This is a genomic window from Microbacterium gorillae, from assembly GCF_050990725.1.
Classification (GTDB): Bacteria; Actinomycetota; Actinomycetes; order Actinomycetales; family Microbacteriaceae; genus Microbacterium; species Microbacterium gorillae_A.
Map to the genome: position 1 here is coordinate 1254607 of NZ_CP158844.1, position 24333 is coordinate 1278939.

The following is a 24333-nucleotide window of genomic DNA, read 5'->3' on the forward strand; positions in this document are numbered from 1 at the left end:
GATCACTCCGCGTCGATGTCGCTGGCCAGCAGCGCGGCGAGGGAGTCGATCGCCTCGGCAGCACCCGGTGCCTCGGCGTCGACGGAGAGGACGACCTCGTCGCCGTGCTCCGCGCCCAACGAGATGACCCCGAGGATGCTGGCGGCGTTCGTGGGCTTGCCCTCGCCCTTCTGAATGGTGATCGGCAGTCCCAGCTCCTTGGCGGCCTGCGCGAACAGCTTCGCGGGACGTGCGTGCAGCCCGTGCGACGAGCCGACGGTGACGGTGCGCGTGATGGTGGTCATGTGATCCTCCGTTGTCGTTCGAATGGAAATCAGGTCAGGTCGCGCACGAGCGCAAGAGTCTTCGTGCCCGTGAGATCTCGGAGGCACTCCTCCGGCAGCATCTCGACACGGGCCGGTGCGAGCTGTGTTCTCGCTTCCTCCAGGAGGTGCGAGAGGTGTGGGCCGATGAGGACCAGATCCGCATCCGCGGCGACGGCACGATCGGAATCGTTCGCGATGGAAGCCCCCCAGCTCCCGGCCCGAGCGGACAGCGGGAATCCGCCCTCCCGGGCTGCTCTTTCCACGCGCTTCGCGACGAAGGTGCTGGAAGCACCCGCGCCGCACACGATCAGGATCCTCATCGACCCACCTCCTGATCTCATGGTCGTCCTCGCATGCACCGGCCACAACCAGGGTGCTTTCCGCCCCCGAGGAAAATACTTTCCGCCCGACGGGGGCCGCTGGACAGGTCGCGCGGGCTAGCATCGGGCAGGAGCGAGGACGCCCGGTGCGGGTGCTCGTTCACCCCCGACGCGAGGCTCAGGAGGTGCGATGACCAGGCAGCGACAGGATCGGCTGGTCGACCTGCTCGTGCGCTCCGGATCCTGGCGCACGGCGGCGGATCTGGCGGACCGACTCGGAGTGACCACCCGCAGCATCCGCTCCTACGTGGCCGCCGTCAACGAACGAGTCGGTGGGACCGATGCCATCGAATCCGGTGCGATGGGCTACCGCGTCCGCCCCGATCGACTCGCCGCCATCCGCGACACCGCGGACGAGAACGTTCCGGATGTGCGACGCCATGCCATCGGCCGCACGATCGTGCTGGCCGATGACGGCGTGGACGTCTACGCGCTCGCGGACGAGCACTTCGTCAGCGAGGGGACGATCGAGGCCGATCTGGCCTGGGTGCGAGCGCGCGGTGTCGAGCGGGGCCTCCGCTGGGAGCGGCGCGGCCCGATCGTCGGGTTCGTGGGCGAGGAGAGCGCGCGTCGGGCGACACTGCGCTCGCTGCTGCTGGCGGATACTCCGGGCGGCTATGACGAGTCGGTGGTGGAGGGCCTGCTGGGCGTCGGCAGCGTCGATCGCTCTCGTGTGCTGCGCGCGCGGTTGAGCGCGCAGCTCACCGCGAGCGGATACTTCGTCAACGAGTTCGCGCTGGGTGGCGTGGCTTTCGCGGTGCTGCTCGCGGCGTGGCGATCCGCGGCCGGTGCGGTGATCGAGTCCGTGGGCGATGCGGTGGTCGACCCTGCCGCACGCGGCGTCGTGGACGAGGTCACTCGTGAGGTGCTCGGCGCAGCCCTGCCCGCCGCCGAGGTCGATGCACTGACCGTGCTGCTGCGAGTGCGTGGTGCGGTGGCATCCGGCTCGCCTTCCGACGACACCGATGACGATACGGCGATCGCGGCCGAGCTGCGGCGCATCGTGGATGCCGTCACCGAGCGGTTCGCCGTTCCCGCCCTCGAGGACGATGTACTCACCCGCCTCGTGGCCCACGTGCAGAACCTGCGTCGCCGCTCCAGTGGCGGCGAATGGAGTCGCAACCCGCTCACCCGCACGCTGAAGGCGTCGTATCCGCTGCTGTTCGACGTGGCGGTGGCGCTGGCGAGCGCGCTCTACGAACGCTTCGGGATCCCGGTCCACGATGACGAAGTCGCGTATCTCGCGATGCATATCGGCGGTCAGTGGGAGCGGCGACGCTCGCTGGAGAACCGGCTGACAGCGACGCTCGTCTGTCCCGGCTACTACGAGATGCACGAGCTGCTGCGTACCGGGATCGAGCAGTCGCTCGGCTCGGTGCTGATGATCACCGATGTGCACACCGACGCCGAGCCGTCCGGCGGCTTCGACACCGACCTCGTGCTGACCACCCTGGAAGCCGGCCAGAACGCCGACAACGTGGTGCAGATCTCGCCGTTCTTCACCGACGTCGATGCCGAACGCGTGATGGCGGCCGTCGCGCGGATACGTCGCTCGCGCCGACTCTCGCAGTTCCGTGCCGAGCTGTCGCGCTATTTCGTGCCGTCGGCCTTCGTCCGCGGGATCGAGGCCGGCGCCGACGAGGAGAGCGTCATCCGACGGCTCGGTGCGCTGCTGGTGGCGGACGGCGTGATCGACGAGGATTACGTCGAGAGCACAGTAGCCCGCGAGCGGACCTCGTCCACGGCCTTCACCGAGACTCTCGCCGTCCCGCACGCGATCGGGATGACGGCCACGCGGACCGCGATCGCCATCGGGATCGCGGAATCCACGCTGCCGTGGGGCGACGCCCGCGTGCAGGTGGTGGCCATGGTCGCGTTCAGTGAGACGGATCGCGAGGCGTTCCAGACCGTGTTCGAGCAGTTCGTTGAGGTGTTCTCCGACGCCTCCTCCGTGCAGCGTCTGGTGCGCCGCGGCACCGATTTTCCCGCGTTCCTGGAGCAACTGGCCGCCCTCATCGACGGCTGACGGTCACGCCGTCGCGGTCAGCTCCGCGGCGATATCTGCGACGATGTCGGCCGCACCCGCGCCCCGCGCCCGCACCGTCACGTTCGTTCCGGCGCGCAGATCTGCGGCCATGAGCGTGAGAACACTCGCCGCGTTGAGCTCGGGACCGGATCCCGGCCGGAGCGTGACAGACCCGCGAAAGTCCGTGGCGCGTGCGGCGATCGCGGCCGCCGGACGAGCGTGCAGGTCCTGACCCAGCACCACTTCGGAGGCGGCCTCGATCTCGGTCACAGCTCGCCGAGACGGGCCAGGAGTCCGGTGCGCACGGTCGGCCACTCGTGCGGGAGGATCGAGTACACCACCGTGTCGCGGAGCGTGCCATCGGGACCGAAGCGATGGTTGCGGAAGACCCCGTCCTGCTTGGCTCCGAGACGCTCGATCGCCCGTCGCGAGGCGAAGTTGTGGAAGTGCGTACGCAGCTCCACGGCGATCACCCCGCACGTGTCGAAAGCGTGGCCGAGAAGGAGAAGCTTCGCCTCCGCATTGACGCCCGTGCCGCGTGCGTCCGCGGCCAGCCACGTGTAGCCGATCTCCGTGCGCGGAAGCTCGGGCTGCAGGTTGCAGAACGTGGTCTCACCGATGATCGCGTCGTCGGCGAGACGGCGGATGGCGAAGGGGTTCATGGCGCCGGCGTCGCGCTGGGCGAGCCGGCTGGCGATGTCCTCGTCGATGCCCTCCGGTCGCGGCGCGACCGTGTACCAGAGCGCGTCGGTGTTTCCCTTCGCGGCGGCGCGCAACCCGTCGGCGTGGGCCTCACTGAGCGGCTCGAGGCGGACGCGGTTTCCGGTGAGGGTCACGGGGGCGGCGATCATGCGCCCAGTCTAGGCATCCTTCGCGGCATCTCCGTTCTCGCCGGCCACCCGGCTCATGGCCCGGGCGGACGCCACCGCGCGCCGACCCGCGGGGATCAGCATCGCGATCGCGACCACGACGATCGTGGCGATTCCCGCCGCGACCAGCAGCACCTCCACCGGCATGATGTCCGCGAGCGGTCCGAAGCCCAACATGCCCACGGGCATGGCGAGGGCCATCACGATGCCGACGAAGCCGAACACGCGCCCTTGACGCTCCGGCTCGACGGTCTCCTGCAGCAGCGTCATCGCTGTGGTTCCGAAGAACGGCACGACGAGGCCGGTGAGGAACATGGCGCCGAAGAAGATCCAGACGTTGGGGGAGAGGCCCAGCACGATGGACAGCACGGCGAAGGCGAGCGACGCCGCCGTGATCAGCGTGATGCGGTCGCGCTGGGCCGCCCACACCGCCACCAGGATGCCGCCGAGGGCCATCCCGATGCTGAAGGCCAGCTCCAGGATCGTGAGGTTGATGACGTCACCCGCTTCATCGCCGGCGGGGAAGGTGCGCACCACCATCAGCGGCGTGAGGTTCGACGGCGCCACGGTGAAGAGGAACACCACCGCATAGAGCACCAGCAGCCAGCGCACGAAGGCATGGCCGAATACGTAGCGCACTCCGGCGGCGAGGTCGGCGAAGTAGCCGACGGGCTCTTCCGCCGAACGATCGACCTTGCGCACGCGCACCAGCGCCAGCAGGGCGATGCCGAGGACAGCCGTGACGACGTCGATCGCGAAGATCGGCAGCAGCGCCTGCAGCCCGGACCCGGTGCGCAGGGTCGCCCACGCGAAGATCGCGCCCGCTGCGGCCGGAGCGATGAGCATCATGATCGAGTTGATGGTCTGCATGATGCCGTTGACGCGCATGAGGTGACGTTGCGGGCTGATCTGGGGGATCATCGCGGACACCGCGGGGGTCTGGATGCCCGCTCCGGCAGAACGGATCGCGAGGGTGAGGAAGATCAGCCACAGCGGCGCATAACCCACCAGCAGCAGCATGGCGAGTACTGCGGTGGTGATCGCGATGGATCCATCGGCCGCGATGATCAGGAACTTGCGGTTGTGGCGGTCCGCCCACACGCCGCCGAAGATCGACACGATCGCCTGCGGGAGGAAGCCGAACAGCCCGGCCAGCATCATGATCGACCCGGAGCGGAACTCCATCGTGAGGTACCAGAAGATGGCGTACTGCACGAGCATCGAGCCGAGCAGGCTCACAGTCTGACCGCTGAAGAACAGCAGCAGACTGCGCATCCAGTGCGGCGGATCTGCGGGCGGTGTCGAGGCGTCGTCGGTGGCGTCTGTCATCATGCTCTCTTCGCGATATATCGCGAGAAGTCTACGTTGTCCGCGCGCGGGTGTCGAGGCATCGGAGACGCGAAACGGGTGGGACGGTCTTGCCGTCCCACCCGTTGCTGGAGATGTCGTGCTTCAGGAGAACGTGCTGAGCAAGTCCCGAACCGCGGCGTCCATCGCTGCGATACGCGCGTGCGAGGCTTCAGCAGAGTCCGCCTTCGCGTCCAGGTACACCTTGAGCTTCGGCTCGGTGCCGCTCGGGCGCACCACGATCCGCGACCCGGAGGCGAGCCGATACCGCAGCACGTCGCCGGACGGCGTGCCCTCAGGGGCCTGGAGCAGGTCCTCCGCTGACGCGACCGCGTCGTCGCCGAACGCGATCGGAGGCTGGGCGCGCAGCCCGGCCATAATGCGTCCGATCAGCGACAGGTCCTCCACGCGGATCGACACCTGACCGCTGGCGAAGTGCCCGAACGTCTCGCCGAACTCGTCGAGCAGATCAGCGACGGTACGGCCCTCGGCACGCGCGTTGGAGACCAGCTTGAGGAAAGCGATCGCGGCGGAGATGCCGTCCTTGTCGCGCACGGTCGTCGGGTTGACCAGGTAGCCCAGTGCCTCTTCGAAGCCGAACACCATACCGGGCGCGCGGGAGATCCACTTGAAGCCGGTGAGGGTCTCGTGGAAGTCCAAGCCGTAGTGGGTTGCGACCGCCCCGAGGCCGGGGGAGGAGACCAGCGAGCAGGCGAGAGAGGCACCCGGGGTGCCGGCGGCGGCCCGGGCGTTCTGCCAGCCGAGCAGCAGGCCCACCTCGTTGCCGCTGAGTCGACGCCAGCCACCCTCGACATCCGCCGGAATGGCCACGGCCAGCCGATCCGCGTCGGGGTCGTTGGCGATGATGAGGTCGGCCCCCGCCTCGCGCGCCGCTGCGAACGACAGGTCCATCGCGCCCGGCTCCTCCGGGTTCGGGAACGCCACCGTGGGGAACCGGCCGTCGGGCTGGATCTGCTCGGTGACGAGGATCGGCGCGGCGTAGCCCGCCTCGGCGATGATGCGGGACATCGTCTCGTACCCGACGCCGTGCATAGCGGTGTAGACCCAGCGCAGGTCGGTGCCCGCTGCCGGCGCCGGGCCCACCGCGGCGGTCGCCGTGACGTAGGCGTCCAGCACGGATTCGTCAGCCACCGTGTAGTCGTTCGAGCGGGGAAGGGCCGGCACGGCGAGGGTGTCGGCGACCCGCTGGATGTGTGCGGCGATCTGCTTGTCCGCGGGCGACACGATCTGCGATCCGTCGTCCGCGCCGCCGAGGTACACCTTGTAGCCGTTGTCGTCGGGCGGGTTGTGGCTGGCCGTGACCATGACCCCGGCGTCCGCCTTCAGTAGACGCACGGCGAACGCCAGCACGGGGGTGGGCAGCAGGCGCGGCAGCAGGATGGCGCGGAGACCGGCTCCGGCGAAGATCTCGGCCGAATCGGTGGCGAACACCTGCGAGTTGTGGCGACCGTCGTAGCCGATGACCACGGTCGGGACGCCGTCGACGTGCTCCTGCAGGTAGGCGGCGAACCCCGCGGCGGCCTGAGACACCAGGACGCGGTTCATGCGGTTCGACCCGGCCTCCAGCCGGCCGCGCAGACCCGCGGTACCGAACTCCAGGCGCGTGGCGAAGCGGTCGACGAGATCCGCGGCGGCACTCTCGTCGCCGTCGGCGACGCGGGCCAACAGCTGCGTGAGCTCATCGCGCGTGGTCTGATCGGGATCCTGCGCCAGCCAGGCCTCCGCCCGGGCGACGGCGTCCGCGACGCTCATCAGAGGCGTCCGATCACGCGGGCGAGCAGGTCGGAGATCACCGGCTCGGCTTCGCGTCCGGCTTCGATGACCTCGGCGTGGCTCAGCGGGGTCTTCTGGATGCCGGCGGCGAGGTTGGTAATCAGCGAGAAACCGAGCACCTCCATTCCGGACTGACGTGCGGCGATCGCCTCCAGTGCGGTCGACATGCCGCAGATGTGGCCGCCGATGGCCTTCGCCATCTGGACCTCGGCGGGGGTCTCGTAATGCGGCCCGCGGAACTGGCAGTAGACGCCTTCGTCGAGCGTGGCATCCACCTCGCGGGCGATGCCGCGCAGACGTGCGCTGTACAGGTCGGTGAGATCGACGAAGTTGGCGCCCTCGATGGGGGAATCAGCCGTGAGGTTGATGTGGTCGCTGATCAGGACGGGCTGACCCGGCTTCCAGGTCTCCTTGATGCCGCCGGCACCGTTGGTGAGCACCATGATCCCAGCGCCAGTGGCTGCGGCCGTTCGCACGGAGTGGACGACACGGCGCACACCGTGGCCCTCGTAGTAGTGGGTGCGGGCACCGATGATGAGCACGTTCTTGCCGCTGTCCGTGCGCAGACTGCGGATGGTGCCGACGTGGCCCTCGAGCGCCGGCTTCGAGAATCCGGTGACCTCGGTGGCGGGGATCGTGGCGACCGTCTCGCCGATGAGGTCCGCGGCCTTGCCCCAGCCGCTGCCGAGCGTGAGCGCGATGTCATGGCGCTCCACACCCGTGAGGCGTGCGATGTCGGCGGCTGCGGTGCGTGCGACGTCGAACGGATCGGTGGTCGCGTCGTCCAGCGGGTTGTCGTGGTTCTCAGGCATCCCTCCACTCTAGGAACCCTGCTCGCCCCTCACCAGAGCACCCCGCTGCTCATTCGCGCACGAGGCTCGCAGCTGAACAGATCGTGACGCACTCCCGTCGCGGGTGGGCAGCGGCCGCGTGCGCGCAATGAAGGGCCCGCCGTTGGGGGAGAATAGGAGCATGGCATCCCTCTCATTTGAGCGCACGCAGTCCGTCGCGATCATCGGCGGCGGTCCCGGCGGCTATGAGGCCGCCATCGCGGCAGCGCAGCTCGGTGCCGAGGTGACCCTGGTGGAACGTGCAGGTGTCGGCGGTTCCGCCGTCATCACTGATGTCGTTCCCTCCAAATCCCTCATCGCCACCGCCGATGCCGCCGTCGCGATCAGCGAGGCCAGCGACCTCGGCGTGCAGTTCTTCGCGAAGGGCAGCGACGGCAAGCCGCTGAAGCCGCAGGTGGCCATCAACCTCGCCGCGGTCAACAAGCGACTGCTGACCCTTGCCCGCCAGCAGTCCGACGACATGCGCAGCACGCTGCTCGAAGCCGGCGTCCGCATCATCAACGGCCATGGCCGCCTGGAGGGGGACCACGCCGTGGTCGTCTCGACGGGCCCCGGCGGTACCGACTTCGATCGCGTCGAGGCAGACACCCTCGTCGTCTCCGTGGGGGCGTCGCCGCGTCGTCTGCCGTCTGCGATGCCCGATGGCGAGCGCATCCTCACCTGGACCCAGCTGTACGACATGAAGGAGCTCCCGAAGCACCTCATCGTGGTGGGCTCGGGTGTCACGGGAGCCGAGTTCGCCTCGGCCTACATGAACCTCGGCGCGCAGGTGACGCTGATCTCCAGCCGCGACCAGATCCTGCCCTCCGAAGACGCCGATGCCGCTGCCGTGCTGGAGAAGGTGTTCAAGCGCGGTGGCATGAAGGTGCTGAACAAGTCCCGCGCAGAGAAGGTGGAGCGCACCGACGACGGCGTCGTCGTCACGCTCGCCGACGGTCGCACGGTGGAGGGGAGCCACTGCCTCCTGGCTGTCGGATCGATCCCCAACACGGCGGGGATCGGCCTGGAGGAGGCGGGCGTGCAGCTGGCCGATTCGGGCCACATCGTGGTCAACCGCGTTGCCCGCACCTCGGTGCCCAACATCTACGCTGCGGGCGACTGCACCGACTTCATGCCGTTGGCGTCGGTCGCCTCGATGCAGGGTCGCACCGCGGTGTTCCACGCGCTCGGCGACATCGTGATCCCCCTGGAGAAGGGACGCATCACCGCCAACATCTTCACGGCCCCCGAGGTCGCGTCGGTCGGCTTCACCGAGCAGGACGTGCTCGACGGCAAGGCGGACGGCGTCGTTCACAAGCTCCCGCTGGCGGCGAACCCGCGCGCCAAGATGATCGGGATGAAGGACGGCTTCGTGAAGATCATCGCGCGGACGGGATCGGGAACGGTGATCGGTGGCGTGATCGTCGCACCGCGTGCCTCGGAGCTGATCTACCCGATCGCCATCGCCGTCGAGCGCCGCCTCACCGTCGACCAGGTGTCGCGTGTGTTCGCCGTGTACCCGTCGCTCACCGGCTCGATCACCGACGCCATGCGGGCGATGCACCTGGTGAACCGCCAGGAGTCCGGCGCCTGAGCGGACACGCTCGGTGCGTGACTGACCCGTAGATTGACGTGGTGAGATCTTCTTCGGCCGGTCCTGTCGAGCAGCCGAGCCTGCCACCGGTGCCGTGGCCACGTCGGTGGACGCCGCCGCAGCGATCCCGCTTCCCGCTGGCGGCCGGCTGGCTGATCATCGCGCTGGCCGTGGTGACGCTGGTCAACCCCGCCGCCCTCGAAGCCGCCGCCGATGAACCCGCGGGAGTGCTCGGCCGCGTCCTTGGTGCCGCACTGGTCGCGGGATTCGGTACGGCGATCATCCTCATCTTCCACGGTCAGCGCCATCCGGTATCACCGCCACGACTGATCAACGCCGTCACCCTGACGCGCGCGCAGCGTGACCTTCCCGACGACTGGGTGCACTTCTTCCCGGAGCGACGACGCGGCGGAACCATGGCGATCGGCTTCGCGGTGCTCGCCCTGCTGATGCTGGGCGCCGCTGTGTCGGCGGTCGTCGTGATCCTCCGCGATCCCACGCGCGACATCGTGGTCGCGGCCTTCGTGGCCATCGTGATGGGGCTGCTCGGTGTGTTCTTCGGTTGGGCCGCGATCCGCATGACGATCGGACGGGTGCGCGGAGGATCCTTCGGTCAGCGGGCGATGGGTTTGGCCCTCGGGCGTTCGGCCGTGCTCGTCACCGGAGTGGAGCTGGTGGCCATCATCCCGTGGACCGCCATCCGCCGGGTCGAGGCGAAGGCGCTGCGCCTCGGCGGGCGACGCGGCAGTGGCGGGGAGGTCCCCACAATCGTGCTGCACCTCGATCCCGCCGCGGTGGATGCGGATACGGAGCTGGCGGCAGCGACCTTCGAGGATTCGCCGGGAGATCCGGTGTTCACGATTACGGCGGAGTCCAGCGACGTCCACCCCTGGGTGATCTGGGCCGCGCTGACGTTCTTCGCCGACCCGGCGCGGCGAGAGCCGCTCGGCACGACGTTCGCGCAGCGCACGTTGGCGTCGTGGGCCGCGGGTGTCGCTGCCGTCGACCGCGTGCGGCGGCGCTGAGACGAAGGATGGCCCCCGAAATCTTCGGGGGCCATCGTTGCTCGTGCGTCTCAGTTGATGGTGAGCAGCTGGTGACCGGCGGACACGGTCTCACCGGCGCTGGCGTTGATCGCGCCGATCACGCCGTCCTTGTGCGCCTGCAGCGGCTGCTCCATCTTCATCGCCTCGAGGACGACGACGAGATCGCCCTTGACGACCTGCTGGCCCTCCTCCACGGCGACCTTCACGACGGTGGCCTGCATCGGCGACTTCACCGCGTCACCGGAGGCGCCCGCGGACGCCGTGGACTTGTGCGAGCGACGCGACGGCGGGGCGGCGGCGGGGCGACCGGCGCCCACGGCCGGGCCGACGATCCGGTCGGGCAGGCTCACCTCGAGGCGCTTTCCGGCGACCTCGACCACCACGGTGTGGCGGCCGGCCGCGTCGGCGGCAGGCTCGAGTTCGCCGTCCCACGCCGGGATATCGTTCACGAACTCGGTCTCGATCCAGCGGGTGTGCACGCCGAAGTTGCCGTCTTCCGCGGTGAACGCGGGCTCGCGGACCACCTGGCGGTCGAACGGCAGAACGGTGGGCAGTCCCGCGACCTCGAACTCATCCAGCACGCGACGCGAGCGCTCCAGCGCCTCGGCGCGGTCCTTGCCGGTGACGATGATCTTCGCCAGCAGCGAGTCGAACGCGCCCGACACGGTATCGCCCGCGGTCACACCGGAGTCGAGACGGATGCCCGGGCCGCCGAAGGTCTTGAAGACCTTGATGGGACCCGGCTGCGGGAGGAAGCCGCGACCGGGGTCTTCGCCGTTGATGCGGAACTCGATGGAGTGTCCCGTCGGCTGCGGGTCGTCGTAGTCGAGCAAGCCGCCCTCGGCGAGACGGAACTGCTCGCGCACGAGGTCGAGGCCGGTGACCTCCTCGGACACCGGGTGCTCCACCTGCAGGCGCGTGTTGACCTCGAGGAAGGAGACCGTGCCGTCGGCGCCGATGAGGAACTCGCAGGTTCCTGCGCCGACGTAGCCGACCTCCTTCAGGATGGCCTTGGACGCCGAGTACAGCAGCTCGTTCTGCTCGTCAGTGAGGAACGGCGCGGGGGCCTCCTCGACCAGCTTCTGGTTACGACGCTGCAGCGAGCAGTCGCGCGTGGAGACGACGACCACATTGCCGGCGGAGTCCGCCAGGCACTGGGTCTCGACGTGGCGCGGCTTGTCGAGGAACTTCTCGACGAAGCACTCGCCGCGACCGAACGCGGCCACGGCCTCACGGGTGGCGGAGTCGAACAGATCGGGGATCTCCTCGACGGTGCGCGCGACCTTCAGGCCACGACCGCCACCGCCGTAGGCCGCCTTGATGGCGACGGGCAGACCGAACTCCTCGGCGAAGGCGACGACCTCGTCCGCGGACTCGATGGTGCCCTGGGTGCCGGGCGCGAGCGGTGCGCCCACCTTCTCGGCCACGTGGCGTGCGGTGACCTTGTCGCCCAGCGCCTCGATGGCCTCCGGGGACGGACCGATCCAGGTGATGCCCGCGCCGATCACCGCGCGAGCGAAGTCGGCGTTCTCCGCGAGGAAGCCATAGCCGGGGTGGATGGCGTCCGCTCCGGCGCGGCGAGCGACAGAGAGGATCTTGTCGATGACCAGGTAGGTCTCGGCGCTGGTGGAGCCCTCGAGAGCGTAGGCCTCATCGGCCAGCCGGGCGTGCATCGCATCCCGATCCTGGTCGGCGTAGACGGCGACGGACGCGATTCCCGCGTCTCGTGCTGCGCGAATGATGCGGACGGCGATCTCACCGCGGTTAGCGATCAAGACCTTCGAGATTGCAGGCATGAATGCCAGACTACCGCGACACATGCGCGATCTTTTGAGCACTCTCGACAAGAAACGGCGAAATACGTTTCAGAGGAGCTACCAACACGGCGCGTGGCTGTGATCACAGCGCCGCGGGCGTGAGATCACCGATTCCACAGGGTCGGCCACGCCACACCGAGCTGGGCGGCGAGCCGGCGCAGAGTGGACAGCGACATGCCGATCACGGTGGACGGCTCGCCCTCGATCCGATCGATGAACGGCCCGCCCAGACTGTCCAGGGTGAACGCGCCCGCCACCTGCAACGGCTCTCCGCTGGCGATGTAGGCGTCGAGCTCGGCGTCGGTGAGATCGTCCACGAACGACACCGACGCGGCGGCCACGCCGTCGGCCTGGCCCTCGACGACGCCGCCGCGCACCCGCAGCACGCTGTGGCCGGAGTGCAGCACACCGGTGCGGCCGCGCATGCGCTGCCAGCGCTCGCGGGCGATGTCCGGCTCGTGAGGCTTGCCGTACACCGTGCCGTCCAGTTCGAACATGGAGTCGCCGCCGATCACGATGCCGTCGAAGTCGGGATCCACCGCGTCGATCTGCTCGGCGACGGCCGCGGCCTTCAGGGTTGCGAGCACCTGCACGTGCTCCGTCGGGGACAGGGCGCGTCCGAACTCCGATTCGAGATCTGCCACCGCAGCGTCCTCATCGACGCCGGGAGAGTGCAGCAGCGGCTCGATCCCGGCCTGACGCAGCAGCATGAGACGGGCGGGGGACGTGGACGCGAGCAGCACCTGCATGAGTGACAGGCTATCCAGTCCCTCACCGGACACCGTACGACGCCATGGGAGAATCGACCAGTGCCCACCCCTGCTGAAGACACTCTCGACCTGACCATCACCGGCGTCGCCCACGGCGGCGTCTTCGTCGCCCGCCACGAGGGACGCGTCGTCTTCGTGTCCGATGCGATCCCCGGTGAGACGGTTCGAGCGCGGCTCACCGACACCAGCAAGAAGTCGTTCTGGCGTGCCGAGACGGTGGAGGTGCTGGACGCTTCCCGACACCGCCGCCCCCACGTGTGGGCCCCGGCCGACGTCGCCAACGCGCCGGAGGACCGCCCCGGCGGCGCCGACTTCGGTCACATCGACCTGGCACACCAGCGGACGCTGAAGTCCGAGGTGCTCACCGATGCGCTGCGCCGATTCGGCGGGATCGATCGCGCCGTGGGCGTCGCCGCTGTCGCCGGCGAGACCGACGGACTGCGCTGGCGCACCCGCGTGAGCCTGCACGTGGACGACGCCGGCAACGTGGGTCCCTATGCTGCGCGCAGCCATCGCGTGATCCCGGTGGAGCAGCTTCCGCTCGCCACCCTCCCGATCGAGCGTGCGGCCGACAAGCTCTTCGCCGGACGCGGCGATCGCATCGACCTGGTCCAGCCCGCCGATGGACGCGTGCGCGTGGTCAACCGCCGCGCCGAGCAGAACCCCCGGGAGCAGCACGAGGTGATCATCGAGACCGTCGGCGACCGGGAGTTCCGCGTGGACGCCGATGGCTTCTGGCAGGTGCACCGTGGTGCCGCCACGACGCTCGACGCGGCGATCCGCCGACTCCTCTCTGCGGAGCAGATCGATCCGGACGCCTGGCACCTGGACCTGTACGGCGGCGTCGGTCTGTTCGGCGCGACCATCGCGGATCTTGGCGGGACGCGTATCACCAGTGTGGAATCCGATGCTCGGGCTACCGAGCACGCGGGGGAGAACCTCGCGGAGTGGGTGGGCGCGCGTGCAGAGACCGCGCGAGTCGATCGCTACCTGCGCTCGCTCGTGCAGGGGGCATCCACTCGGGAGAAGGAGCGGCTGTCGCAGGGCGTGGTGGTGTTGGACCCGCCCCGCACCGGTGCTGGCCGCGGAGTGGTCACCGACCTCGCCGCACTCTCGCCGCGCACCGTCATCTACGTCGCGTGCGATCCCGTCGCCCTCGCCCGCGACCTCGGCACCTTCCACGAACTGGGCTACGTCGCCGAGGACATCGAGGCGTTCGACCTCTTCCCGCACTCCCACCACCTGGAGACCGTCGCGCTGCTGCGCCGCGCGGACTGACACGCCGCGTCAACCGAGCGCAGCGGACCCGCGCGATCCCCGAGATGTCGGGGTTCATGGACGCCGCTAGGCTGACCCTATGATCCGCGTGTGCCTCATCGACGACCACGAGTCGGTTCGTCTGGGACTGGAAGCAGCGCTGCTGCGTGAGGGCGCCGACGTCATCTTCAGTGGCGAGAGCGTCACGTCCTACCTGCGGTGGCGACGGGCCGGCGGCGAGGCACCCGCGGATGTCGCCGTCCTCGATCTCGGACTCGGCGACGGCAGCGCCATCACCGACAACGTGCGTCGGATCGTGCTCGACGGTTCCGCCGTGATCATCCACAGCGTCGCCGATCGCCCGGCCGCGGTTCGTGAGTCGCTGGTGGCCGGTGCGATCGGCGTGGTGAGCAAGTCCGCGCCCATCGGCGAGGTGATCGCCGCCGTTCGAACGGTGGCCGCCGGGCGTCCGCTGGACAATGTGGAGTGGGCGAGCGCCGTCGACGGCGACGCCGACTTCGCCGCGGCGCAGCTGTCGCAGCGTGAGCGGGAAGTGCTCGCCCTGTACGCCACCGGTCTGCCGCTGAAGGTGGTGGCCGACCGTCTCGGTATCGCTTTCAGCACCGCCAAGGAGAACATCGCTCGGGTCCGGGCGAAGTACACCGACGTGGGGCGTCCTGCTCCCACGAAGGTGGACCTCCTCATGCGCGCGATGGAAGACGGGATCATCGACGATGCGGACAAGAACGCGCCCCGTGTCGGCTGAGACCCGCCGCAGGCGAAGCGCCGACGCCGAGTCCGAGCCGCTGTTCTGGGGGGCTATCCCAGAGTCCGGCGGTTTCACCCGTGCGCGCATCGAGCGCATCCTCGCGCTGGTCATCGGGCTGGTGTGCATCGTATTCGGCGCGCAGGCTGCGGTCGCGGCCCTGGGGAGCACCGAGACGGGTGTCTGGCACGTGCCCATGGTGATCGTGGTCTTCGGAGCACTCATGATCATGATCGTCACCGGCATCGTCGGCCGCGGCGCGCGCAGCGGTGCCGGGCTGTTCACGGTGGTGTTCATCGCGTTGCTGGTGGTGTGGCCGTTCGCCTCCGAGGGGAGTGTGGTCACAGCCACCGAGCAGCCGTGGATCTGGTTTCTGATCAACATCGCCACGGTGGGGGCGGCGCTCGCCTTTCCGCTGCCGCTCGCCGTCGCCCTCACCGTTCTGATCCCGCTCGGATTCGCGGCGGTGCGCATCATTCAGGGCGGCGGGGAGGCGGTGTTCTGGCAGGCGAACCTCGCCGACGTCTCGTTCTCGCTCATCTTCGGTTTCGTGCTGCTGATCATCGTGTGGATGACGCGCTCGGTGGGGATCTCGGTGGACCGCGCACGTGCGCGGGCCCTGGACAGCTACGCCGAAGCCGCCGCGATCGACGCCGCCGAGCAGGAGCGGATGGAACTGGCCGCCCTCATCCACGACAGCGTGCTCTCCGCTCTCATCGCCGCCGAACGGGCCGAGTCGCCTCGCGAACGCGAACTCGCCACATCGATGGCGCAAGCGGCGCTCTCGGGCCTCGCCGGCGCGGAGGACCCGGAGAACGATGACGACACCACGCCGGTGACCACGCGCGTGATCGCCCAGGACATCGCGGCCGCGGCGCACGGGTTCGGCTTCACCTTGCCCGTGCGCTGCGCCACGGAGACCTCCATCCCGCGCGACGTGGCACGTGCCCTGACTCTGGCGGCGATCCAGGCGGTCGCCAACGCGATTCAGCACGCCGATGCGGTCGGGCTGACCACCGAGGTGGAGTCGATGCGCGGCGGGTGCCAGATCACCGTCTCGGACCTCGGCTCCGGCATGGATCTCACGGCCGTTCCGGAGGACCGCCTCGGAATTCGCGGCTCCATCATCGCGCGGGTGGAGGCGGTGGGGGGAACGGTGAGCCTGCAGTCCTCGATCGCGGGCACTCGGGTCACAATGCGATGGTTCCCGCCCGACGCCGTCGGTGACGGTGCAGCCGCGGAACGGATGGAGTTCCTGTGACCGTGCTCCCCGTGCGCAGACTCCTCGTCGGGCTGGGACTGATCTTCGCCGTGTATCTGGCCGTGCGCGGTCTCATGTGGACGGCGGTGCCCACGGTGCCCGTCGTCTATGTGGGCGCTCTGGCTCTGGGCGTGATCTCGACGGCGATCTGTCTCTTCGCCGACTCTCTCGTTCCGGCGGCCTACCCCGACGCCCCGCTGACGGCGGGCAACCGGGGTCCCAGCAAGCTTCCGGTGTGGGCGGCCGTGCTCGCCGTGGTGACCGCCGCCGTCGTCCCGACCGCCATCTCGCTCAGCGTCGGCGAATCGCATCGCGCGGACTCCTGGGCCACGAGCTACGTCGGCCTGATCGGCGCACTGCTCACGGTGACGACCGTGCGTCGTCGTCCGGGCTTCGCATGGATCGGAACCGCGGCGCTCGCCGCCGGAACCGTCGCGTGGCTCGGTCCGATCGTGGCGCTGGGTCAGGGCCTCACCGGCTCGGTGATGTGGATCGTGGGAGCCCAGCTGCTGATCGGCTTCCTTGACCGTGCTGCGCGCGACACCGTGCGCCTCGTCGAGCTGCAGCGTGCGGCCGTCGCCTGGCAGGCCGTACAGGAGACCCGACGCCGGGAGCGGCGGGTGCGCGTGCGCTTCGCCCTCCAGGTCGCCGCCCCCATCCTGGTGCGCGTGATCCAGACGGGCGGTGAACTCACCGCCGAAGAACGGGCGCAGGCGCGTCTGGCGGAGGGGAGTCTGCGAGACGAACTCCGCGGCGCTCGCCTGCTGGATGACAGGGTGCGCGCGGAGCTCGACAGCGCACGCCGCCGCGGCAGCACCATCACCGTGTTCGACGAGGGTGGCCTCGACGGCCTCGACCAGCAGTCGCTGGATCGCATCCGCGGCGAGCTCGCGGACATCGTGTCGGGAACGGTCGCGTCGCGCCTGATCATTCGCACCGCACGGGATCCACGGGTCGCGGTCACCGTGGTCGGGCGAATGGACGAGGCCGATGACGAGGATTCGGTGGTGCTGTGGAAGGAGATTCTGCGTCAGCGCGTGGCTGTGGATCAGTCGCGGCAGGCGCACGACTGATCCGCGGGGGAGCCCCTCTCGTCACCCGTGGATCTGTCGCCCCATGAGTCCCGGGTCGGACGCCGACGAGGGGGAGACAGTTCCTCACCCCTCGTCCTGGCGTCCGAGCCACCCGAAGACTCAGACTGCACCGGTGTGGGCCGTACCCTGAAAACGATCCGACCGGTGAACGCAGAGCGTCGTGCCTTCAGTATGTGCGACATACATGCTCGTGTCTGTCGGTCGTTTGGGGGACAGATCTGCGGATGTGGGGGACACGACGGTGGGCCACCGCGAAAGCGATGGCCCACCGTGTGTTGATTCAGCGGCTGAAGCGTCCCCAGCCGACCCCGCGGTCCAGGGGGCGTCGGAGGCTCCGGCGGGTCTGCATCCACGCCGAGGGACGTGGGTCCTCGCCCGCCTCGAGCCCCGCCACCTCGGCCGCGTACGCGTCGCTGACCACGGCGACCACCGCTGCAAGCTCCTCGGGAGTGGGATTGCCTCGACGGATCTCGAGCGTGACCGGAGTGTCCTCGTGGTCGCTCACAGCGGGATGTTCCCGTGCTTCTTGGCGGGCAGCTCCGCCCGCTTGCCGCGCAGCGACCGCAGCGCCTTGGCGATCGCCACACGCGTGGCCGCGGGCTCGATGATGCCGTCGATCTCGCCGCGCTCGGCGGCCAGGAACGGGCTCGTGACGTTGTAGGTGTACTCGTTGGCGAGCTTCGTGCGTACCGCGTTGACGTCTTCACCGGCCTCCTCCGCGGCGCGAATCTCGCTGCGGTAGAGGATGTTCACGGCGCCCTGTCCGCCCATCACGGCGATCTCCGCCGTCGGCCACGCGATGTTCACGTCGGCACCGAGCTGCTTGGAGCCCATCACGATGTACGCGCCACCGTAGGCCTTGCGCAGGATCACGGTCACCAGCGGCACGGTTGCCTCGGCGTAGGCGTAGATGAGCTTCGCGCCGCGGCGGATGACGCCGGTCCACTCCTGGTCGGTGCCGGGGAGATAACCCGGCACATCGACGAGGGTGACGATCGGGATGGAGAAGGCATCGCAGAACCGGACGAACCGGGCGGCCTTCTCGCCCGCTTCGATGTTGAGCGTGCCGGCCATCTGCGAGGGCTGATTGGCGATGATGCCGACGCTGCGACCCTCCACCCGGCCGAAGCCGATCAGGATGTTGGGCGCGTACAGCGGCTGGACCTCGAGGAACTCGCCATCGTCGACGATCTTCTCGATGACGCCCTTCATGTCGTAAGGCTGGTTCGGCAGGTCGGGGATGACCGTGTTGAGCTGGCGGTCCAGGTCCGTCGTCTCGAAGTCGAAGTGCGAGTCGTAGCCCGGAGCGTCGGTCATGTTGTTGTCGGGCAGGAACGACAGCAGGGTGCGCGCGTAGTCGATCGCGTCCTCCTCGTCGCTGGCGAGGTAGTGCGCCACACCGGAGCGGGTGTTGTGCGTGTACGCGCCGCCCAGTTCTTCCATCCCGACGTCCTCGCCGGTGACCGTCTTGATGACGTCGGGGCCGGTGACGAACATCTGGCTGGTCTTGTCGACCATGATCACGAAGTCGGTGAGCGCCGGGCCGTACACGGCACCTCCAGCGGCCGGACCCATGATGATCGAGATCTGCGGGATCACCCCGGAGGAGGCGGTGTTCATGCGGAAGATCTCGCCGTACTTGCTGAGGGCGAGCACACCCTCCTGAATACGTGCGCCGCCGGAGTCGAGAATGCCGATGATCGGCATGCCGCCGCGGAGCGCGTACTCCATGATCTTGATGATCTTGTTGCCCGAAACCTCGCCGAGCGAGCCGCCGAAGGTGGTGAAATCCTGCGAGTAGAGCGCGACGGTGCGCCCGTTGATCGTGCCGATGCCGGTCACCACGGAGTCGCCGTAGGGGCGCGAGCGATCCATGCCGAAGGAGGTGGTGCGGTGGCGCACGTACTCGTCGAACTCGACGAAGCTGCCCTGATCCACGAGCATCTCGATGCGCTCGCGTGCGGTCAGCTTGCCCTTCGCGTGCTGCTTGTCCTGGGCCAGCTTCTCGGGCTGCACGACGGCCTCGGTGAAGCGGGCACGGAGGTCGGCGATCTTGCCAGCGGTCGTCGCGAAGTCGTAGGTCTCGTCGGTCACGGATTCCACCCTAGTAGCGGTGCCTCATCGAACACCTGTGGCGAATCGACAATCCCGCACCACGTGTTCTGTGCCCGTCGCGGCCCATCCGGTCTCCGGCATAGGGTGCCGGTATGACGATTCCCGCGAGCGGCTACCCGCTCACCGCAGCCGTGAGCCCGCGTGTCCAGGTGGCCGAGCACACCGGGTCCACGAACGCCGACCTGGTGGAGGCCGCCTCGGCCGATGACCTCCCGCACCTGTCGGTGCTGCTCACGACCGACCAGCGCTCCGGGCGGGGACGACTGGATCGGCGCTGGGAGACCCCGCCCGGGTCCGCGCTCGCGCTCAGCGTGCTGCTGCACGTGGGAGATCTGCCGATCGAGGCACGCGGCTGGATTCCGCTGGCGGCCGGCTGGGCGATGACCGAGGCGATCCGCGCGCAGCTGTCCGACGCGGATGTTTGGCTCAAGTGGCCGAACGACGTGCTCGTGGGCGGCCGGAAGATCTGCGGCATTCTGGCGGAGGCCACGCTCGACTTCGCAGCCGTCGTGGTCGGCTCCGGCGTCAACACTGCCATGGCGCCCGAGCAGCTGCCGGTCGAGACGGCCACCTCGTTCGCGGTGGAGGGCGAGGTCTGCGACGAGGATCGTCTCATCGCCGACTATCTCGTGCGCCTGGACCGGGCTCTGACGGCTTTGACCGCGTCCGGGGGTGATGCCGTCGCGAGCGGGCTGCACGCCGATGTGGTCGCGGCGTGCGGCACGCTGGGCCTCCCGGTGCGTGTGTCTTTTCCCGACGGCTCGCTTCTCGAGGGAGTCGCGTCGGGGATCGACACGGAGGGGCGGTTGCAGGTGACTCGCCCCGGCGCCCTGCACTCGACTTCGGTGTCGGCGGGCGACATCGTGCACCTGCGTTTCTGACACGGCGCTCGCCCGGGGGTGTGCCCTTGTGGCGGGGCGTCGGATTCGCTGCGTGCACCTGCGTTTCTGATGCGGCGCTCACCCGGGGTGTGCCGCTGCCCGCGTCGAGGACGTGAGCAGGGACAATGGACTCATGAGCGAACCGGGATCGATCGGGGGGCGCCCGCTGATGCCGGCCCCCGGATCTCCGGTGCCCGAACTGCTCATCGCGCGCATGCACCCCCACGCACGACGACTGTTCTGGTCTGCGCTGGTGCTGGTCGCCACGGCCGGTGCGGTGGGATGGTTCACCGGGAATCCGCCGGTGCCGTGGCTCACCGACCTCATGCTGTGGCTGGCGGGCGCGATCGTCGTCGTGCTGCTCGTGCTGGTTCCGTACGTGATCTGGTCCACGCGGCGAGTGACCATCACGACCCGCCGGGTGATAGTCGCGGACGGGCTGTTCTCTCGTCGTCGTCGCGAGCTCTCCCACGCTCGCGGGTACACGGTGTCGCTGCGCCGCGGACCGCTGCAGCGGCTGTGGGGGAGCGGAACTCTGACGCTGTCGAACGGTGTCGAACCGCCACTCCAGCTCACCGACGTGCCGCACGCCCGCTTGGTCCATGAGGTCCTGGTCGACCAGGTCGAGGTCAACCAGATCCTCGCCCACCGCGACCAGCAGGCCGGCACCACGGGCCCCCTCGCCTAACGCCGTCGCACCTCTCGCCGCAGGTCCCGCGCCGTACATCCCGCGCCGCGCCTCCCGCGCCGTACATCCCGCGAGACTTCCGAATGTGGGCGACAATCGCGGCGTTGCACGGATTCTCGCCCACAGACGGAAGTCTCGCGGGTCATGGTTTCGGCCGAGGGGCTCACACGGGGGCGGCGGAAGACGACAGAGCGAGCGGAGGGCGGGGCGGTGCCGGGACGTGGGAGGGTGCGGGATAGGGGAGGATGGAAGCAGGTGCGGGAGAGGCCTGCGGACTGAGGGAGAGAGCGCATGCGCGTCGGAGTGATCGGTGGCGGACAGCTGGCACGGATGATGATCGCACCGGCGGAGGAGCTGGGTCTCGACATTCGCGTGCTGGCGGAGGAGCCCGACATGTCCGCGGCGCTCGCTGCGACGGCCACCGGCGACTACCGCGACCTGGACACCGTTCTTGCCTTCGCGCGTGACGTGGACGTGATCACCTTCGATCACGAGCACGTCCCCCAGGACGTGCTGGCCGGACTCATCGACGCCGGCGTCTCGGTGCACCCGGGACCCGCGGCGCTCGCCGTCGCGCAGGACAAGCTCGTGATGCGCGCCACCATGGCACGCATCGGAGCTCCGCAGCCGGACTGGGCCGCCGTGCACGACGCCGACGAACTGGCGGCGTTCCTCGACGCGCACGGCGGACGTGCCGTGGTGAAGACCGCTCGCGGCGGCTACGACGGCAAGGGCGTTCGCGTCGTGAACGCCGCGCACGAGGCCGACGACTGGTTCACCGCGCTCGCCGAGGACGCGAACGGCGGCGCTCTGCTGGTGGAGGAGATGGTCGACTTCACGCGCGAGCTCGCGCAGCAGGTCGCCCGACGCCCGTCTGGCCAGGCCGTCGCCTACCCGGTCGTGCAGACCGTGCAGCGCGACGGGGTGTGCGCCGAGGTCACCGCTCCCGCTCCCGGCATCGGTGCCCTGGCCGACGAGGCCGCGGCACTCGGACTGCGCATCGCCGAGGAACTCGACGTCACCGGCATGCTCGCCGTGGAGCTCTTCGAGACCGCCGACGGACGCATCCTCGTCAACGAGCTGGCGATGCGACCCCACAACAGCGGGCACTGGACGCAGGACGGTGCGGTCACCAGCCAGTTCGAGCAGCATCTGCGGGCCGTGCTGGATCTTCCACTCGGCGATCCGTCTCCGCGCGCGGCTCACGCCGTCATGATCAACATCCTCGGCGGGCCGGAGGACGCCACCATGGCGGACCGCTTCGCAGCTGCCCTCGCGGCAGCCCCCGATGCCAAGGTCCACACCTACGGCAAGGCTCCGCGCCCCGGTCGCAAGGTGGGTCACGTCAACGCCGCCGGTGCCGATCTGGACGCCGTGCTGGCTTCCGCGCGAGCCGCAGCAGCCGCCTTCGACTGACCCGAGCCGCTCCCAGCGGATTCGGGGCGTTCGTCCGCGTGCCGTGCACCGAGCGTTCGGCCGAGGCCCCTAGCCTGTTATCGTGACCTCTGCGCTGCATTCATCCGAGAACCCGCTTGTCGGCGTCGTCATGGGCTCCGATTCAGACTGGCGCGTGATGGCAGACGCCTCCGCCGCACTGACCGAGTTCGGCATCCCGCACGAGGTCGAGGTCGTCTCGGCGCACCGGACCGTCGACAAGCTCGTTCGCTACGGCCGCGAAGCGCGCGGACGCGGCCTGCGCGTGATCATCGCTGGTGCGGGCGGTGCGGCGCACCTTCCCGGCATGCTGGCCTCGATCACCGCGCTGCCCGTCATCGGCGTGCCCGTTCCTCTGGCCACGCTGGACGGTATGGACTCGCTGCTGTCGATCGTGCAGATGCCCGCAGGCATTCCCGTCGCCACCGTCTCGATCGGCGGAGCGAAGAACGCCGGGCTGCTCGCCGCACGCATCCTCGGCACCTCTGACCCCGCCCTCGCTGATGCGGTCGAGGCCTACGCTCGCGACCTGGAAGCCCAGGTTGAGCAGAAGAACATCCGGCTCAAGGGCTCCTTGTGACTTCGGTCGTCGCCGATCGAGCGGGAGTGGGGCCCGCGATCCGGACCCAGCCGATGCGTCATCCGGACGCGTCGGACAGTGCAGTGATGACGCGCCGCGGCTGGTGGCTGGTGCTGCTCGGGTTCCTCATTCCCGGCTCTCCCCAGGTGCTCGCGGGCAACCGGAAGCTGGGGCGCTTCGGCCTGGGCGCCACGATTCTGATGTGGACGCTGCTCGTCGTCGCGGCGGTGGTGGCGGTGGTCTTCCGCGACTTCTACTTCTGGCTCATCGGCGTCGGCTGGCTCTTCGCGGCGATCACGGTGCTGGCACAGGGGCTGCTCATCGGCTACGCGGTGCTCTGGGTCATTCTCGGGCTCAACACGCTGATGCTCGTGAAGTTCGTGCGCATCCGCACGGCATCGCGGTTCGGGATCGCCGCGCTCGCGGCCGCCCTGCTCGTGGTCTCCAGCGGCACGGCGACGTGGGCCGCGGGGATCGTCGGCACCACGCGCGACACGCTCGGCAGCGTGTTCGCCGCCAGCGCTCCGCCCGTGGCTCCCTCGGACGGCTACTACAACATCCTCCTGCTGGGCGCGGACTCCGGTGAGGGGCGCGACTCCATGCGCTTCGACAGCATCTCGGTGGTCTCGATCAACGCCGACACCGGTGCGGTCACCATCACGGGAATCCCGCGCGACATGCCGGACGTCCCGTTCGCCCCCGGCCCGATGCAGGACCTGTATCCGGAGGGACACTACGGCGTCGCCGACGACGAGTGCGGTTGGACCAGTGCCATCAACCAGCTGAACACCGAGCTGGAGATCTGCCGTGCCGACGAAGGCCTGTACCCCGACGCTGTCGCCAACGGCTCGACGCCGGGCATCGAGGCCACGAAGGACGCCGCGGAAGGCGTGCTCGGCATCACGATCCCGTACTACGTCTTCATCGACATGGACCACTTCGCCGCGCTGATCGACGCCCTCGGCGGCGTGCAGATCACGGTCGCCGAGCGCCTGCCGAAGGGCGGCGGCCCTGCATACGAGGGTCAGCCCGCGGAGGACTGGGCCATCGGCTGGATCGAGGCGGGCGATCAGCACATGAACGGCGACACCGCCCAGTGGTACGCGCGTTCTCGCTACACCACGAGCGACTGGGACCGCATGCAGCGCCAGCGTCAGCTGCAGGAGGCGATGCTGAAGCAGTTCACACCGGAGAACGTGCTCGCCCGCTTCCAGGAGATCGCGAAGGCGGGAACAGCGGTCATGGAGACCGACGTTCCGCAGTCGATGATGCAGCCGTTCCTGAACCTCGCGCTGAAGGCGCGGTCGCAGGAAGTGCAGAAGATCGAGCTGAACCCCGAGGGCACTCCGCTCCTGGACGGCAGCACGATCGACGACATGAACCCGGACTACACAGCGATCCACGAACTCATCCAGGAGAAGCTGCACCCGTCGGCCGCGGAGGACACTCCCGCGCCGTGATGCGTCTAACCTGAACGTC

The 24333-nt window shown here is 69.1% G+C and carries 23 protein-coding genes; 12 read left to right on the forward strand and 11 right to left on the reverse strand.

The features are described from left to right. Window positions 1–2: 2 nt before the first annotated feature. Both ABTV68_RS05480 and ABTV68_RS05485 read right to left on the reverse strand, forming a co-directional pair. Entirely contained in the window at window positions 3–284 is a 282-nt protein-coding gene (locus tag ABTV68_RS05480; protein WP_433676605.1) for an HPr family phosphocarrier protein, read from the reverse strand. Between the two features lie 29 nt (window positions 285–313). After that, entirely contained in the window at window positions 314–625 is a 312-nt protein-coding gene (locus ABTV68_RS05485) for a PTS sugar transporter subunit IIB (protein WP_433676606.1), read from the reverse strand. 190 nt (window positions 626–815) lie between these two features. On the opposite strand from ABTV68_RS05485, the gene ABTV68_RS05490 reads away from it, so the two are divergent. Beyond that, the gene (locus tag ABTV68_RS05490) at window positions 816–2711 is read left to right on the forward strand and encodes a BglG family transcription antiterminator (protein WP_433676607.1); all 1896 of its coding nucleotides are present in this window, start codon (window positions 816–818) and stop codon (window positions 2709–2711) included. 3 nt (window positions 2712–2714) lie between these two features. Here ABTV68_RS05490 and ABTV68_RS05495 read toward each other — a convergent pair whose 3' ends face one another. From ABTV68_RS05495 to ABTV68_RS05515, 5 genes are all read right to left on the reverse strand, one after another. Next, window positions 2715–2981: an HPr family phosphocarrier protein gene (locus ABTV68_RS05495; RefSeq protein WP_433676609.1), complete on the reverse strand. Its 267-nt coding sequence runs from the start codon at window positions 2979–2981 to the stop codon at window positions 2715–2717. Continuing rightward, the gene (locus ABTV68_RS05500) at window positions 2978–3562 is read right to left on the reverse strand and encodes a GNAT family N-acetyltransferase (protein ID WP_433676610.1); all 585 of its coding nucleotides are present in this window, start codon (window positions 3560–3562) and stop codon (window positions 2978–2980) included. The genes ABTV68_RS05495 and ABTV68_RS05500 overlap by 4 nt, the downstream gene beginning before the upstream one ends. A 9-nt stretch (window positions 3563–3571) precedes the next feature. Then, window positions 3572–4909 (reverse strand): MFS transporter, encoded by a 1338-nt coding sequence (locus ABTV68_RS05505; RefSeq protein WP_433676611.1) that lies wholly within the window; start codon window positions 4907–4909, stop codon window positions 3572–3574. A 123-nt stretch (window positions 4910–5032) separates the two neighbouring features. Continuing rightward, complete coding sequence (locus ABTV68_RS05510) at window positions 5033–6700, reverse strand: phospho-sugar mutase (protein ID WP_433676613.1); 1668 nt, start codon at window positions 6698–6700, stop codon at window positions 5033–5035. Next, window positions 6700–7533, reverse strand: a complete 834-nt coding sequence (locus tag ABTV68_RS05515) for a purine-nucleoside phosphorylase (RefSeq protein WP_433676614.1) — start codon at window positions 7531–7533, stop codon at window positions 6700–6702. The genes ABTV68_RS05510 and ABTV68_RS05515 overlap by 1 nt, the downstream gene beginning before the upstream one ends. A gap of 160 nt (window positions 7534–7693) precedes the next feature. On the opposite strand from ABTV68_RS05515, the gene ABTV68_RS05520 reads away from it, so the two are divergent. Continuing rightward, the gene (locus ABTV68_RS05520) at window positions 7694–9145 is read left to right on the forward strand and encodes an NAD(P)H-quinone dehydrogenase (RefSeq protein ID WP_433676615.1); all 1452 of its coding nucleotides are present in this window, start codon (window positions 7694–7696) and stop codon (window positions 9143–9145) included. Window positions 9146–9186: 41 nt separating this feature from the next. Then, window positions 9187–10170 carry a hypothetical protein gene (locus ABTV68_RS05525; RefSeq protein ID WP_433676617.1) on the forward strand — a complete coding sequence of 328 codons (984 nt, stop codon included), beginning with the start codon at window positions 9187–9189 and terminating at the stop codon, window positions 10168–10170. A 50-nt stretch (window positions 10171–10220) separates the two neighbouring features. On the opposite strand, the gene ABTV68_RS05530 is transcribed toward ABTV68_RS05525, so the two are convergent. Both ABTV68_RS05530 and ABTV68_RS05535 read right to left on the reverse strand, forming a co-directional pair. Then, a complete protein-coding gene (locus ABTV68_RS05530; RefSeq protein WP_433676618.1) occupies window positions 10221–11987 on the reverse strand; it encodes an acetyl/propionyl/methylcrotonyl-CoA carboxylase subunit alpha in 1767 nt (588 codons plus the stop codon). A 125-nt stretch (window positions 11988–12112) separates the two neighbouring features. Continuing rightward, window positions 12113–12757, reverse strand: a complete 645-nt coding sequence (locus tag ABTV68_RS05535) for a Maf family protein (protein ID WP_433676619.1) — start codon at window positions 12755–12757, stop codon at window positions 12113–12115. Window positions 12758–12817: 60 nt separating this feature from the next. Here ABTV68_RS05535 and ABTV68_RS05540 point away from each other — a divergent pair, with 60 nt between their 5' ends. The 4 genes from ABTV68_RS05540 to ABTV68_RS05555 all read left to right on the forward strand — a co-directional run bounded on the left by ABTV68_RS05540 (window position 12818) and on the right by ABTV68_RS05555 (window position 17135). Then, entirely contained in the window at window positions 12818–14056 is a 1239-nt protein-coding gene (locus ABTV68_RS05540; protein ID WP_433676621.1) for a class I SAM-dependent RNA methyltransferase, read from the forward strand. Window positions 14057–14135: 79 nt separating this feature from the next. Continuing rightward, window positions 14136–14801, forward strand: coding sequence for a response regulator (locus ABTV68_RS05545; protein WP_433676622.1), 666 nt, complete (start codon window positions 14136–14138; stop codon window positions 14799–14801). Further along, a complete protein-coding gene (locus tag ABTV68_RS05550) occupies window positions 14791–16062 on the forward strand; it encodes a sensor histidine kinase (RefSeq protein ID WP_433676623.1) in 1272 nt (423 codons plus the stop codon). The genes ABTV68_RS05545 and ABTV68_RS05550 overlap by 11 nt, the downstream gene beginning before the upstream one ends. Continuing rightward, window positions 16059–17135, forward strand: a complete 1077-nt coding sequence (locus ABTV68_RS05555) for a hypothetical protein (protein WP_433676624.1) — start codon at window positions 16059–16061, stop codon at window positions 17133–17135. Before ABTV68_RS05550 ends, ABTV68_RS05555 begins: the two co-directional genes overlap by 4 nt. A 301-nt stretch (window positions 17136–17436) precedes the next feature. Here the strand turns inward: ABTV68_RS05555 and ABTV68_RS05560 are convergent, their stop codons facing one another. Beyond that, entirely contained in the window at window positions 17437–17661 is a 225-nt protein-coding gene (locus ABTV68_RS05560) for an acyl-CoA carboxylase epsilon subunit (RefSeq protein WP_433676625.1), read from the reverse strand. Beyond that, a complete protein-coding gene (locus ABTV68_RS05565) occupies window positions 17658–19259 on the reverse strand; it encodes an acyl-CoA carboxylase subunit beta (protein ID WP_433676627.1) in 1602 nt (533 codons plus the stop codon). The genes ABTV68_RS05560 and ABTV68_RS05565 overlap by 4 nt, the downstream gene beginning before the upstream one ends. Before the next feature lie 104 nt (window positions 19260–19363). On the opposite strand from ABTV68_RS05565, the gene ABTV68_RS05570 reads away from it, so the two are divergent. The 5 genes from ABTV68_RS05570 (at window position 19364) to ABTV68_RS05590 (ending at window position 24314) form a co-directional block, all read left to right on the forward strand. Further along, window positions 19364–20152: a biotin--[acetyl-CoA-carboxylase] ligase gene (locus ABTV68_RS05570; RefSeq protein ID WP_433676628.1), complete on the forward strand. Its 789-nt coding sequence runs from the start codon at window positions 19364–19366 to the stop codon at window positions 20150–20152. Between the two features lie 133 nt (window positions 20153–20285). After that, window positions 20286–20840, forward strand: a complete 555-nt coding sequence (locus ABTV68_RS05575) for a PH domain-containing protein (protein WP_433676629.1) — start codon at window positions 20286–20288, stop codon at window positions 20838–20840. Between the two features lie 291 nt (window positions 20841–21131). Further along, the gene (locus ABTV68_RS05580) at window positions 21132–22256 is read left to right on the forward strand and encodes a 5-(carboxyamino)imidazole ribonucleotide synthase (protein ID WP_433676630.1); all 1125 of its coding nucleotides are present in this window, start codon (window positions 21132–21134) and stop codon (window positions 22254–22256) included. Window positions 22257–22386: 130 nt separating this feature from the next. Continuing rightward, a complete protein-coding gene (gene purE, locus ABTV68_RS05585; RefSeq protein WP_433677553.1) occupies window positions 22387–22854 on the forward strand; it encodes a 5-(carboxyamino)imidazole ribonucleotide mutase in 468 nt (155 codons plus the stop codon). Between the two features lie 86 nt (window positions 22855–22940). Continuing rightward, a complete protein-coding gene (locus ABTV68_RS05590) occupies window positions 22941–24314 on the forward strand; it encodes an LCP family protein (protein WP_433676631.1) in 1374 nt (457 codons plus the stop codon). The last annotated feature ends 19 nt before the right edge of the window (window positions 24315–24333 follow it).

What these genes read in the sequence shown, in the direction of transcription:
- ABTV68_RS05570 (WP_433676628.1), top strand. Translation starts at nt 19,364, where the DNA reads ATGACGATTCCCGCGAGCGGCTACCCGCTCACCGCAGCCGTGAGCCCG.
- ABTV68_RS05490 (WP_433676607.1), top strand. Translation starts at nt 816, where the DNA reads ATGACCAGGCAGCGACAGGATCGGCTGGTCGACCTGCTCGTGCGCTCC.
- ABTV68_RS05510 (WP_433676613.1), bottom strand. Translation starts at nt 6,700, where the DNA reads ATGAGCGTCGCGGACGCCGTCGCCCGGGCGGAGGCCTGGCTGGCGCAG.
- ABTV68_RS05485 (WP_433676606.1), bottom strand. Translation starts at nt 625, where the DNA reads ATGAGGATCCTGATCGTGTGCGGCGCGGGTGCTTCCAGCACCTTCGTC.
- purE (WP_433677553.1), top strand. Translation starts at nt 22,387, where the DNA reads ATGGGCTCCGATTCAGACTGGCGCGTGATGGCAGACGCCTCCGCCGCA.
- ABTV68_RS05500 (WP_433676610.1), bottom strand. Translation starts at nt 3,562, where the DNA reads ATGATCGCCGCCCCCGTGACCCTCACCGGAAACCGCGTCCGCCTCGAG.
- ABTV68_RS05535 (WP_433676619.1), bottom strand. Translation starts at nt 12,757, where the DNA reads ATGCAGGTGCTGCTCGCGTCCACGTCCCCCGCCCGTCTCATGCTGCTG.
- ABTV68_RS05545 (WP_433676622.1), top strand. Translation starts at nt 14,136, where the DNA reads ATGATCCGCGTGTGCCTCATCGACGACCACGAGTCGGTTCGTCTGGGA.
- ABTV68_RS05505 (WP_433676611.1), bottom strand. Translation starts at nt 4,909, where the DNA reads ATGACAGACGCCACCGACGACGCCTCGACACCGCCCGCAGATCCGCCG.
- ABTV68_RS05480 (WP_433676605.1), bottom strand. Translation starts at nt 284, where the DNA reads ATGACCACCATCACGCGCACCGTCACCGTCGGCTCGTCGCACGGGCTG.
- ABTV68_RS05515 (WP_433676614.1), bottom strand. Translation starts at nt 7,533, where the DNA reads ATGCCTGAGAACCACGACAACCCGCTGGACGACGCGACCACCGATCCG.
- ABTV68_RS05520 (WP_433676615.1), top strand. Translation starts at nt 7,694, where the DNA reads ATGGCATCCCTCTCATTTGAGCGCACGCAGTCCGTCGCGATCATCGGC.
- ABTV68_RS05575 (WP_433676629.1), top strand. Translation starts at nt 20,286, where the DNA reads ATGAGCGAACCGGGATCGATCGGGGGGCGCCCGCTGATGCCGGCCCCC.
- ABTV68_RS05590 (WP_433676631.1), top strand. Translation starts at nt 22,941, where the DNA reads ATGACGCGCCGCGGCTGGTGGCTGGTGCTGCTCGGGTTCCTCATTCCC.
- ABTV68_RS05530 (WP_433676618.1), bottom strand. Translation starts at nt 11,987, where the DNA reads ATGCCTGCAATCTCGAAGGTCTTGATCGCTAACCGCGGTGAGATCGCC.
- ABTV68_RS05580 (WP_433676630.1), top strand. Translation starts at nt 21,132, where the DNA reads ATGCGCGTCGGAGTGATCGGTGGCGGACAGCTGGCACGGATGATGATC.